Source organism: Micromonospora sp. KC606 (assembly GCF_004348675.1).
Lineage (GTDB): Bacteria > Actinomycetota > Actinomycetes > Mycobacteriales > Micromonosporaceae > Micromonospora.
On the sequence record NZ_SMKN01000179.1, the window covers coordinates 1 to 11519 of the forward strand.

General features: G+C 73.1%; 13 protein-coding genes and 1 pseudogene. 5 read left to right on the top strand and 9 right to left on the bottom strand.

Translation table 11 applies throughout. The features are described 5' to 3' along the window. A pseudogene (locus tag E1193_RS24640) lies at positions 1-269 on the top strand (beta family protein); the annotation flags it as partial. A 1-nt stretch (position 270) separates the two neighbouring features. Here E1193_RS24640 and E1193_RS24645 read toward each other — a convergent pair. The 4 genes from E1193_RS24645 to E1193_RS24660 form a co-directional block, all read right to left on the bottom strand. Next, entirely contained in the window at positions 271-552 is a 282-nt protein-coding gene (locus E1193_RS24645) for an iron-sulfur cluster biosynthesis family protein (protein WP_132185564.1), read from the bottom strand. Between the two features lie 393 nt (positions 553-945). Further along, complete coding sequence (locus E1193_RS24650) at positions 946-1290, bottom strand: DUF1330 domain-containing protein (protein WP_132185565.1); 345 nt, start codon at positions 1288-1290, stop codon at positions 946-948. A gap of 103 nt (positions 1291-1393) precedes the next feature. Further along, positions 1394-2293: a hypothetical protein gene (locus E1193_RS24655; protein ID WP_243707870.1), complete on the bottom strand. Its 900-nt coding sequence runs from the start codon at positions 2291-2293 to the stop codon at positions 1394-1396. A gap of 360 nt (positions 2294-2653) precedes the next feature. Further along, positions 2654-3247: a pentapeptide repeat-containing protein gene (locus tag E1193_RS24660; RefSeq protein WP_132185566.1), complete on the bottom strand. Its 594-nt coding sequence runs from the start codon at positions 3245-3247 to the stop codon at positions 2654-2656. Between the two features lie 79 nt (positions 3248-3326). On the opposite strand from E1193_RS24660, the gene E1193_RS24665 reads away from it, so the two are divergent. Continuing rightward, positions 3327-4559 carry a serine hydrolase domain-containing protein gene (locus E1193_RS24665; protein ID WP_132185567.1) on the top strand — a complete coding sequence of 411 codons (1233 nt, stop codon included), beginning with the start codon at positions 3327-3329 and terminating at the stop codon, positions 4557-4559. A gap of 155 nt (positions 4560-4714) precedes the next feature. Further along, positions 4715-5356, top strand: coding sequence for an NAD(P)H-binding protein (locus E1193_RS24670; RefSeq protein WP_132185568.1), 642 nt, complete (start codon positions 4715-4717; stop codon positions 5354-5356). Positions 5357-5363: 7 nt separating this feature from the next. On the opposite strand, the gene E1193_RS24675 is transcribed toward E1193_RS24670, so the two are convergent. Continuing rightward, the gene (locus E1193_RS24675; protein WP_132185569.1) at positions 5364-5828 is read right to left on the bottom strand and encodes a PPOX class F420-dependent oxidoreductase; all 465 of its coding nucleotides are present in this window, start codon (positions 5826-5828) and stop codon (positions 5364-5366) included. Positions 5829-5917: 89 nt separating this feature from the next. Next, positions 5918-6559 (bottom strand): hypothetical protein, encoded by a 642-nt coding sequence (locus E1193_RS24680; protein ID WP_132185570.1) that lies wholly within the window; start codon positions 6557-6559, stop codon positions 5918-5920. Between the two features lie 322 nt (positions 6560-6881). Here E1193_RS24680 and E1193_RS24685 point away from each other — a divergent pair, with 322 nt between their 5' ends. Next, a complete protein-coding gene (locus tag E1193_RS24685) occupies positions 6882-7667 on the top strand; it encodes a M15 family metallopeptidase (RefSeq protein ID WP_132185571.1) in 786 nt (261 codons plus the stop codon). A 95-nt stretch (positions 7668-7762) separates the two neighbouring features. Here E1193_RS24685 and E1193_RS24690 read toward each other — a convergent pair whose 3' ends face one another. The 3 genes from E1193_RS24690 to E1193_RS24700 all read right to left on the bottom strand — a co-directional run bounded on the left by E1193_RS24690 (position 7763) and on the right by E1193_RS24700 (position 10456). Next, a complete protein-coding gene (locus E1193_RS24690) occupies positions 7763-8323 on the bottom strand; it encodes a hypothetical protein (protein ID WP_132185572.1) in 561 nt (186 codons plus the stop codon). Positions 8324-8534: 211 nt separating this feature from the next. Beyond that, the gene (locus tag E1193_RS24695) at positions 8535-9206 is read right to left on the bottom strand and encodes a response regulator transcription factor (RefSeq protein ID WP_132185576.1); all 672 of its coding nucleotides are present in this window, start codon (positions 9204-9206) and stop codon (positions 8535-8537) included. A gap of 8 nt (positions 9207-9214) precedes the next feature. Next, a complete protein-coding gene (locus E1193_RS24700) occupies positions 9215-10456 on the bottom strand; it encodes a histidine kinase (protein ID WP_132185573.1) in 1242 nt (413 codons plus the stop codon). Positions 10457-10589: 133 nt separating this feature from the next. Here E1193_RS24700 and E1193_RS24705 point away from each other — a divergent pair, with 133 nt between their 5' ends. Further along, positions 10590-11489, top strand: coding sequence for an ATP-binding cassette domain-containing protein (locus tag E1193_RS24705; protein WP_132185574.1), 900 nt, complete (start codon positions 10590-10592; stop codon positions 11487-11489). Positions 11490-11519: the final 30 nt, after the last annotated feature.

Genomic DNA, 11519 nt, shown 5'->3' on the forward strand with positions numbered 1-11519 from the left:
GCACGCTGGTGTCCGCCCCGCACTGGCCGGCGAACGGGGCGGGCTTCTCCTGGGGCGACCACGAGCTGCTACGGCGGGCCCGCCGGGTGGCCGGGGCCGGCTCACCGGCCAACTGGACGGCGTGGAGCACCTCGCACCACCTGGCGTACGTGCTGGCGGCGCTGACCCGGCCGGCGGGCGAACGGCGGTACGGCCGGAGGCCCGCCGCCGAGGAGCGCGGGCGGCCTGGCCGGCCGTACCGGGGCGGGGAGATCCGCCGGGCCGGCTAGATCACTCCTTCTCGGTGAAGCCGAACTGCACCACGCCCTCGTCGTCGACGGAGGCGTCGACGGAGGTGTCGTCGAGCAGCTCGGCGGCGTCCGCGTCGAGGAAGATCCGCGCCCCCTGGTTGTCGACGACCTGATCGCCCTGGGCTGGCTCGGGCACCAGTTCGACGGTGAGCGAGCCGGCCTCGGCGTCGGCGGCGATGCGCAGCCCGCCGTCGGTCAGGACGTCCTGCTGGGCGGCGAGGTCACGGATGACCAGCACAGCGTTGTCGGTCATGGTGAGCATGAGGGAACTCCTCGTGGGTTTCGGATTGGGCGGCGCGCACGACGATCGAACCTGCGCGCGTCGGACGGCGAAGGCCGTCGCCCGGCGAATCGGGGCACACCGCTCGCGCCCCTACCCCCACCGTGCCCGCTGTCGGGCCGTCCGTCAAATAGAGCGACGTCGGTGGGAGCAAGGCCGCCGATTCCACGTTTCCGCTCGTCAGCGCCCCGATCGCGGGTACCCTGCGGCCATGGACCGGATCCACGTCGAGCAGGGCAACCGTCGGCCAGCGGCGCGAGAACGAACCGGGCGTACGGCACCCGCTGGACCGCCCGAATGGCACGGGGGTGGACACCTTCTCGCGACGTCGATCTGCCCGGCGGACACCGCCGGGCAGCGCCCGCAGGTGCGTTGTCAGCCGGCGGCGGCCTCGCGCAGCCGGGCAGCGGTGCGGCGCGGGTCGTAGTCCGGGCCGACGCCCTCCACGATGAGGGTGGAGCCCTCGATGTGCCGGGCCCGCAGGGGCAGGATCTCCTGGTACTCCGGCGAGGCGTACCAGGCCCGGGCCCGCTCGACGTCCGGGAACTCCACGATTACCACGGTCCCCGGCCAGTCGCCCTCCAGCACCTCCACCTCGGCCCCGTGCACCCGGAACTTCCCCTGGTACGGGTCGAGAGTGGCCTGAATGCGGTCGATGTACTCGAGGACGTCGTCGTTGAGCTGCGGCGTGCGCAGGTGGGCCAGCGCGAAGGCGGGCATGCTCGCTCTCCCCCGTGTCGTCGGCCCGCTCCCGTGCGGACCACTGTGGATCATTATGCCGACCCCCGTGGGCCGCCGCTCAGCGCCCCGACACGGATCGAACTCAGCGCAGCGCGACCGCCTGGAGGCCGACGTTGCCGCAGTCGGAGTTGAAGGTCCGCTCGACGACCCAGGACATCAGCAGCTTCTCGCCCCTGGGCACCCGGAACCGCACGACCCACTGGGCGGTGTGACTGGTGTGCGGATCCTCCAGGCGCACCGTCCGGGTCGGGCCGCCGGTGGAGAGCCGGACGTCGAGCCGGCCCCGGGCCATCCATACGCCGGCGAAGAGGTGGACGGTGCGCAGTTCGCCGCTGCCGGCCACGGCGAGGCTGAAGCCGTTGCCGACACCGCAGGTGTAGACGCCGGTCATGGTTGCACCGACGGACCCGACGGGCGTGCCGTCGCGCCAGCGAAACGACTCCGGGTTGCTGTCGATGCCGCCCCGCGTGCCCCGGCCACCCTCGTCGCGGATCTCGAGCGACCCGTCGCGCTTGCGGACCTCGGAGTCGGCGCCGCGCAGTCCCCAGTGCACCCAGTCGCGGCTGCCGAGGGCGGTGAGGTCCACTGTGGCCGGAACCTCGACCTCGGCGACGGTGAGCACCGATCCGTTCGGCGCGGGCTTCGTGGCCGGCGGCGACGTCGGGGGCACGGACGGGGCCGGCGACGGGGTGCGTTGCCGGGGCCGCAGCCCCGGTGAGACGACCCCGGCCTCGGTGATCTCCGCTGGCAGGCCGGTGGGACGGCCGGCCACCGTCGGCGCGCCGGGCGGCTGCGCCCGGTCGTCGGCCGGAGGCACCGGGTCCGCGTCGAGGTTCAGGTACGACGCCACCAGCACCAGGCAGGTCAGGGCGGCCAGCGACGCGACGGTCCGGCGGCGTCGGCGTTGCCGGTGCCGGGCGAGCCGAGTGGCCGCGCCGCCGGACGGGCCCGGTCCGATCCGTCTCACCTGGTCGTCCGCCACTGTTTCTCCGTTCCGCACACCGCGCCGGCCCGACCATGATCGCGGATCGACGTGAGCCCCGTCACGTTCATCCGCACGACCGCTTACGCCATAGCCCGACTCATCAGCGTTTCCAGTTCGTTACCAAACGGCGGTAAGGAAAACTGTCCTAACGATGCCCGAATCGACCCGCTCGGCCGAGTAGGGATCCTAGCGCTTCCGTGTCCGGGCGGTCACGGTGCGGGGACCGCCTCCCTCACCGTCGCACCGGTCATTAAACTCCATAGTGGACGGTATGGTTTCAGTGGCCGGAGCGACAGGCCGAAAACGATCAGGCGGACGCGGACGCCGGTGGCCCGACGGCCGAACCGACCCGTCCGGTCAGCGAATCTCGAAACCCAACGCCTGCGCCAGCACGATTGCCTGCTCCGCGTCGATCAGAGCGCCGGCCCGCTGCACGGACGTCGGATCCATCGCGGTCAGGTCGCTGCCCCGCAGGTCCGCCCGGACCAGCCGGGCGGCGTGCAGTTGCGCGCCGGAGAGGTCGACGTCGGTCAGTGTCGCGTCGGTCAGGTCGGCCCCGGTCAGGTCCGCCTCCCGCATCCGTACGCCGGTGACGGTCACCCCGCGCAGGTCGGCGCCGGACAGCCCGACGAAGGACCAGTCCCCGCCCGTCACCCGCAGCGGGCGCAGGTCGCACTCCTGGAAGCTGCTGCCGACCAGCTTGCACCCGACGAACTCGGCCTCGAAGAGGTTGCACCGCCGGAACACGCACCGGATGAAGGCCGAGTCGACATGCCGGGAGGCGTTGAAGGCCACGTTGCCGAACGAACACCCGGTGAAGGTGACGCCCCGGCTGGTCGCCTCGGTGAGATCCACCCGATGGAAGGAACACCGTACGAAGTGCCGGTCGACCAGTGCCTCGGCGTACCAGTCGTCGTCGCGGAAGGTGGCGTCCTCGATGGTCTCCGGCATCGACCCACCGTAACGGCCGGGCCCGACAGTGACGGCCGACTCTTCCGCCGCCGCAGTACCGGCTAGTACGTTCGCGGGCGTGAGCGTGGCACGCAGCACCGACCCGGACCAGATCGGCTTCGACCCTGCGCGGCTCGCGCGGATCGACCGACACTTCGGCCGCTACGTCGACGAGGGGCTGCTGGCCGGCTGGCAGGTCGTCGTCACCCGGCGCGGCGAGGTCGCGCACTCCGCGACGTACGGGCTGCGCGACGTCGAGACAGGCGTGCCCGTCGAGCCGGACACGATCTGGCGGATCTACTCGATGACCAAGCCGATCACCTCGGTCGCGGCGATGATGCTGTGGGAGGAGGGCCGGTTCGAGCTGAACGACCCGATCAGCCGCTGGCTGCCGGAGTTCGCCGACGTCCGGGTCTTCGACAAGGGGTCGGCGCTCAGGGCGTACACCGTGCCGGCGGTCGAACCGGTCCGGGTCTGGCACCTGCTCACCCACACCTCCGGCCTGACGTACGGCTTCGCCCAGACCTCGGTGGTCGACGCCCTCTACCGCGCCGCCGGGTACGACCTCGGCGTGCCACCGGGCCTGGATCTCGCCGGGGCCACCGCCGGGATGGCGAAGCTGCCGCTGATGTTCCAGCCCGGCACCGGCTGGAACTACGGCGTCTCCACCGACGTGCTGGGCCGGCTGGTCGAGGTGATCTCCGGGCAGCGTCTTGACGAGTTCCTCGCCGAACGGATACTCGGCCCGCTGGGCATGACCGACACCCGGTTCTGGGTCGACGAGCCGGACGCCAAGCGCCTCGCCGCGCTCTACACGCCGCACCCGGCGACCGGCCGGGCGATCCGCGCCGACCGGTTCGGCGCCGCCGCGCTGCAGCGCCCGGAGTGTCTGTCCGGGGGCGGCGGGCTGGTCTCCACCGCCGCCGACTACCACCGGTTCACCCAACTGCTGCTGCGCGGCGGCGAGTTGGACGACGTACGCCTGCTCGCCCCCCGCACGGTTCGCTACATGACCCGCAACCACCTGCCCGGCGGGGGCGACCTGGCGTCGTTCGAGCCTCAGGGGTTCGCCGAGACGGTGCTGGACGGCATCGGCTTCGGCCTGGGCTTCGCCGTCGTGACCGATCCGGTGCCGGCGCGGGTGCCGAGCAGCGTCGGCGAGTACTACTGGGGCGGCCTGGCCAGCACGGCGTTCTGGGTCGACCCGGTCGAGGAGATCACCGCGCTGTTCTTCACCCAGTTGATGCCGTCGAGTACCTACCCGCTGCGCTCGCAGCTGCGGCAACTCGTCTACGCCGCCCTGGTCGACTGAGCCGGATGGGGATCCGGGGCACCGCCTGGGCCGTTCCACCGACGGGCGGCCGGGGCGCTCCATAGCCTGGACGTCATGAGCGAGCACAGCGAGCGAATCATCAGGCTCAGCGCGGTAGTGCCTCATGGCGGCACGGAGCGCAGCGGAGTGCCGTCATGAGCAACATCGTGGTGTACGGCGCCGGGGGCACCGCCGGCTCACGGATCGTCGCCGAGGCGATGGCCCGGGGGCACCGGGTCACGGCGGCGGTCCGCCGCCCGGAGTCGGTCACCTGGCTGCCCGCCGGTGCGCGTGTGGTGACCGGGGACGTCACCTCGGCCCGCAGCGTGCGGGAACTAGCCGCCGAGACCGACGTGATCGTGGTGGCGGTCGGCGGCGGCCAGCGGGCGCTGTGGCGGGACGCGGCGCAGACGTTGATCACCGTCCTGCGAGAGGTGCCGAATCCGCCCCGGGTGATCCATGTCGGCGGCGGAGCGACCCTGCTGACCTCGCGGGACACTTCGTTTCTGGACGAGCCGGACTTCCCCGAGGAGTATCGGGACGCGGCGCTGGGCCAGGCCGACGCGCTGGCCTGGTACCGCTCCTCGGCCGACGGAGTGACCTGGACCTACATCTCCCCGCCGCCGCTGGAGTTCCACCCGGGCGAGCGGACCGGGCGGTACCGGACCGGCACCGAGCACCCGGTCCTCGACGACCAGGGGCGCTCGGTGCTGACCTACGAGGATCTGGCGGTGGCGGTCGTCGACGAGATCGAGGCCCCGCGCTTCGAGAACATGCGTTTCACCGCCGCGTACTGAGCCGCGCTCAGTCGGCGAGCCGGGCCGGGAAGCCGCCGGTCGCGATCGGCCCCCACCTGTCGATCGTCACCCGGATCAGCGACTTGCCCTGCGTCGCCATGGCCTGCCGGTACTCGTCCCAGTTCGGGTGCTCACCGGAGATGCTGCGGAAGTACTCCACCAGCGGTTCCAGCGCCTCCGGCAGGTCGAGCACCTCGGCGGTGCCGTCGACCTGCACCCAGGGGCCGTCCCAGTCGTCGGAGAGGACGCAGACGGAGACCCTGGGGTCGCGGCGGATGTTGCGGGCCTTCGCCCGCTCCGGATAGGTGGAGATCACCAGGCGGCCCTCGGCGTCGACGCCGCCGGCCACCGGGGAGGACTGCGGGCGGCCGTCGGATCGGGTGGTGGTCAGCACGACACGGTGCCGCGGACGGAGAAACTCGACCAGGGCGTCGCGGTCGACCCGGGTGTTGCGCGCGATGCTGCGTGGCATGCCATGGTTCTACCAGGCCACCCGGGTGCCGGCCCACCGGCCGTCGTGCCCCGCCGCAGCCCGGCGACGGGCACGCCGCGCGGGCCGGCTCAGCGGGCCCGCCCAGCGACGCGGCCCGGCGCGGTCTGGGTGGGCACCCGTGGTCGGACCGTCGGCCGCCAGGCCCGCCCGTTGGCGTAGATCACCCGGAAGCCGAGGTACGCCGCCAGCGGCGCCCAGTGCGCCGAGCCCATCCGCAGCTCGGCGGCGTTGTGCCGCTGGCCGTTGGCGAGCACGTCGAGCAGCACCGTCTCGAACGCCGCCGATTCCACCCAATCGACCTCGCGGGTGAACCCGCAGACCAACGCCGCTCCGGTGACGTCCAGGAACGCGCGCAGGGCGGCGTCGGAGGCGCGCAGCACCGAGCAGCTGCCGAAGTAGAGCCGTCGCCCCTCGCACCGCCCGGCCATCCGCGCCGCGACGTCGGCGAGGGCCACCGAGTCCCAGTCGGTCAGGCAGAGCCGACTCGGTTCCCCGTGCATGGCGAAGAAGCCGACCCGATAGTCGGCGTACTGCTTGAGCAGCCAGCGGTCCAGAAAGTAGAAGAGCTCGTCGCGGGTGGCGGCGTCCTTGTGGATGAAGCGGATCCGGCCGAGCCGTTCCAGCAGTTCCAGGGTGGGCAGGACGGAACCGCGCTCGTTCAGGTCGCGGTGCCACTGCCCCTCGACGCAGAACACGCCACCGCGCGCCACGTCCACCTCCCCCGTCGCTGGACCAGGGCAGACGTTACCGGCTCCGGTCGGCCGGCCGGCAGTCACCCGGCGTCACCGTTCGGATCTTTCACGTGTTTCGGTCCGGTCCGTGCCGGGCGTTCCCAACTGTTCCGCCGAGGGTGGGATCGGGCAGTTCGTAATTTGCCTCAATCCACAGCCATTCCCCAGATAACCGTGTTCGTCTGAACAATTCTCACCAACCGCCGCGAACCGGCAGAAGAGCTGCCAAGGTGGAGAGGACAGGGCGTCCTGGTCGATGCCTGCCCAGTCACCCCAATCGCTCTCCCATCGGAGGACACCCGTGCGCGCACACACGTTCAAGCGAGCCCTCGTGGCATTGGCCCTGGCGCTGCCAGGGGCCGCGACCGGCGCGGTGGTCGCCCCGCCGGCCGCCCACGCCGACGCCTGCTACACCTGGAACCGCACCCTCTTTCAGGGACGCTCCGGCGAGGACGTCCGCCAGCTCCAGATCCGGGTCGCGGGCTGGCCCGCCTACGGCGGCATTGTCCGGGTCGACGGCCAGTACGGACCGGAGACCGCCGCGGCGGTCCGCCGGTTCCAGGCCGCGTACGGGCTGCGCGTAGACGGGATCGCCGGCCCGCAGACCTTCCGCGAGCTGTACCAGTTGCAGGACGACGACTGCACGCCCGCGCACTTCAGCTTCAGCGAGATGGACGACGGCTGCGGCCGGGGCGGGTGGAGCGGCGGCCCGCTGTCGGCCGCGGAGACCCGGGCCAACGCGCTGCGCACGATGTGGAAGCTCGAGGCGCTGCGCCACCGGCTCGGCGACCGACCGCTCTACGTCATCAGCGGCTTCCGCAGCAACGCCTGCAACCGGCAGGTCGGCGGGGCGGCTGACAGCCAGCACCTCTACGGCAACGCCGCCGACGTGATCTCCCGGACGAGTTCGCTGTGCGACATCGCCCAGGCCGCCCGCAGCCACGGGTTCAGCGGGATCTTCGGGCCGGGCTACCCCGCCCACGGCAGCCACGTGCACCTGGACTCACGGCGGGAGAACAACCAGGACGGGACGAGCAACACGACGAGCTGGTCGGCCCCGGACTGCGGGGTCGGCTCCGCCGACTGATCGGGCCGAGACACCGACGCCGGCCCGGACCGGGTTCCCCACCCGGCCGGGCCGGCGTCGTCGGCGCCCGGCGACGTTGGCGGTCGTGCCTCCGCTCAGCTCGCCCGGGGCCAGCGAGGCGCGGTGGCGGGGGGCACCACCGGCCGGCCGGGCACGCCGGGCCGAAGGGCGGGCCGCATGCCCTGGACAGCCGGCCGCATGCCCTGGACAGCCGGCCGCATGCCCTGGACGGCGGGCCGGCCGGTCTGGCCGCGCGTCGGATAGGCGGGCACTGGTCGGGCCGGCTGCACGCTGCCCGGCTGCCCGGGCGCCGCGGTTCGGGGTGGTGTCACCCCGCCCGGACGCGGCTGCGCCGGGGTGCCGTAGGTGAACGGGAACGGCACGTGCACGAACGGGTTCCCGTGCCGGATCAGGGCGTCGATCTGACGTTCGTTGAGACCGTGGTTCTCCAGTACCCGCCGGCCCCACCGGTGCAGCCGGCACGGGTACGACGCGCCGTCGTTACGGCACAGCGCCCCGCTGGGCCACTCCTCGGCGGCGTGTACCACCACCGCCCGCACCGCGAGCCGGACATCCTCCGGCGTCAGCGGCGCCGGCACCGGCACCTCGCCCAGAACCAGATCGATGGGGTCCGTCGACTGCTCACCAACTCGCACGGCAGGCCTCCCGCAGCTCGCCAGCGACTGCGGCTGTCCGCCGCAGCGCATCCTCGGCCAGTGGTACGGCCGGCACGGGGCAGAAGTTCAATCACACCGGCCGGTACCCGCACCCGCCGGCCAGCGGGCGCGGGCGCGGTCAGGGCGCACCGGCGACGAGCCACCGCAGTTCCCGTCAGACCAGGCCGGTGACAGGTCGCCGCAGTACCCGTCAGACCAGGCCGGCGTCGTGCACCAGCAGCGCCACCTGCACCCGGTTGTTGAGTTCGAGCTTGGCCAGCAGCCGGGACACGTACGCCTTCACCGTCGCCACGCTCATGAACAGCTCCGCCGAGATCTCGGCGTTGGTCCGCCCCTGGCCGAGGGCGAGCGCGACCTGTCGTTCCCGCTCGGTCAAGCCGGTGAGTGCGCGCAGCGCACGCTGCCGCCGGGGATCGCCGCCGGACCGCGCCGGGTCGGCGGTCACCTGGGCGATCAGCTGGCGGGTCACCGTCGGCGAGAGCGTGGCCTCCCCCGCCGCCACCCGCAGCACCGCGCGGACGATCTCCGCCGGCGGGGTGTCCTTGAGCAGAAACCCGCCGGCGCCGGCGCGCAGCGCCCGCAGCACCTGCTCGTCGGCGTCGAACGTGGTCAGCACCAGTACCTCGGGCGGATGCGGCAACGCACGCAGCGCCTCGGTGGCGGTCAGCCCGTCGACCCGTGGCATGCGGATGTCCATCAGCACCACGTCCGGCGCGTACGCCTCGACGGCGGCCGGCACCTCGGCGCCGTCGGCGGCCTCGCCGACCACCCGGACCTCCGGCACCCCGCCGAGGATCATCGACAGCCCTGCCCGGACCAGCGGATCGTCGTCGACGACGAGGACCCGGACCGGGGCCGCCACCCCCGCGCTCACGACACCGCCCAGGGCAGCCAGGCGGCGAGCCGGAAGTCGCCGGTGGCGTCCCGCCCGTGCTCAAGCCTGCCCCCGGCCAGGCTGACCCGCTCGGCGACCCCCACCAGCCCCGTCCCGGCGCCCGGGATCGCCGGACCGACGGCCTCGCCGACCGGCCACGGGTTACGGATCTCCACGGCCAGCCCGTCGCCGGGCCCGCCGGCCAGCCGCACGGTGACCCGCGCCCCCGGCGCATGCTTGCGCGCGTTGGTCAGCCCCTCCTGCACGATCCGGTACGCGCTGCGCCCGACCGCCGCCGGCACCGCCGCCGCCTGGTCGACCTCGTCGACCACGCCGACGCGTACCCCGGCCGCCCGGGACTCGGTGACCAGTGCCGGCACGTCACCGAGGGTGGGTTGCGGCCGTTCCGGGGTCTCGTCGCCGCCGGACTCGGCGCGCAGCACGCCGATCACCTCGCGCAGGTCCTGCAGGGCGGCGTGCGCGCTGGCCCGGATCACCCCGGCCGCCCGGGCGACCTCCTCCGGGGGTGCGTCGGGGCGGAACTCCAGCGCCCCGGCGTGCAGGCTGAGCAGTGAGATCCGGTGCGCCAGCACGTCGTGCATCTCCCGGGCGATGCGGGTGCGCTCCAGGTGCCGCGCCTGGGCCACCCGGAGCTGCTGCTCGGCCTCGGCCCGGTCGGCCCGGTCACGCAGCGACAGGACCAGTTGGCGGCGGGCCCGGACGAACAGCGCCCAGGCCACCACCACACCCACGATCAGCACCGTCCAGGCGACGGCGGCCCAGAACGGCAGTTCCGGGTCCGGCCGGACCGCGAGGTAGACCGGCACGGTGGCCAGGTGCCAGGCGACCAGGGCGGCACCCGTCGGCAGGGGCCGGTGCACCAGCACGGTGAACAGGATGATCGCCATCCCGAGGCCGGCGCTGGACGAGAAGAGCGCCAACGGCGCCGTGGCCACCGCCAACGCCACCGGCCAGCGGCGGCGCAACCAGAGGGCGGCGCTCACCCACACCCCGACCACCAGGTCGACCCCGACCAGCCAGCCCGGCCCGGCGTTGAGTGCCAGCTCCGGATCCGGGCTTACCGCGTCGCCGAAGGAGAGCAACGCCCCGGCGAGGGCGATCAGGAAGCAGAGGCTGTCGACCACCCAGTCCCGGGCCGTGCGCCGCACCACCGTCGGCGGGCGGGTCAGGGCACCCGGCAGCAGCCAGGGGTGTTCGGGTACGACGGCGGCGCTCACCCGCCCATGTTAGGAAGCCGCCTGCGCACGCCGACAGCTACCAAAGTCGACGGTTGCCGGTAGACCGAGGTATGGCAGGTTCTCGACCGCCGGCCGCAGCGCACAGCCGGGTGGCCCCGGCAGGCTCGACGCCATGATCGAAGTTGACCACCTCACCAAACGGTACGGCCCGCAGGCCGCCGTGGACGACGTGTCGTTCCGCTGCGAACCGGGCACCGTCACCGGATTCCTCGGTCCCAACGGCGCCGGCAAGTCCACCACCATGCGGATGATCTGCGGGCTCACCCCACCCACCTCCGGTGGCGCCACCGTCTCCGGGATGCCCTATCGCCGGCTGCCGAACCCGGGGCGGGAGGTCGGGGTGCTGCTGGACGCCTCGGCGCAGCACGCCGGGCGGACCGGCCGGGAGGCGCTGACCCTGGCCGCGCGGACCATGGGCGTGGACCGCCGGCAGGTGGCCGCGAAACTCGACCTGGTCGGGCTGAACGAGGCGGCGGCGAAGCGCCGGGTCGGGGCGTACTCGCTGGGAATGCGGCAGCGGCTCGGCCTGGCACTGGCGCTGCTGGGCGACCCCCGGGTGCTCATCCTCGACGAGCCGGCCAACGGCCTCGACCCGGAAGGGATCTTCTGGATGCGGGGCCTGCTGCGCGACTTCGCCGACCGGGGCGGCACCGTGCTGCTCTCCAGCCATCTGCTGCGCGAGGTGGAGGCGGTGGCCGACCGGCTCGTCGTGATCGGCGGCGGCCGGGTTGTCGCCGACGACGACAAGGACCAACTGCTGGCCGGCGTCGGCACCCTGGTCCGTGCCCGCGACCCGCACGCGTTGCGGCTGACCCTGGACCGGGCCGCCCTGCCCGCCACCGCCGGCACCGACGGCGGCTTCCTGGTCCAGGCCGAACCCGGCGCGGTCGGTCAGGCCGCGGCGGACGCCGGGCTTGTCCTCACCGAGCTGCGGCCCGCCGGCAGTGGCGGCCTGGAACAGCTCTTCCTCACTCTCACCGCCGGCTCATCGACGAAGGAAACCGTCAAATGACCACCACGACCGCCACCACCGCCCCGGCCC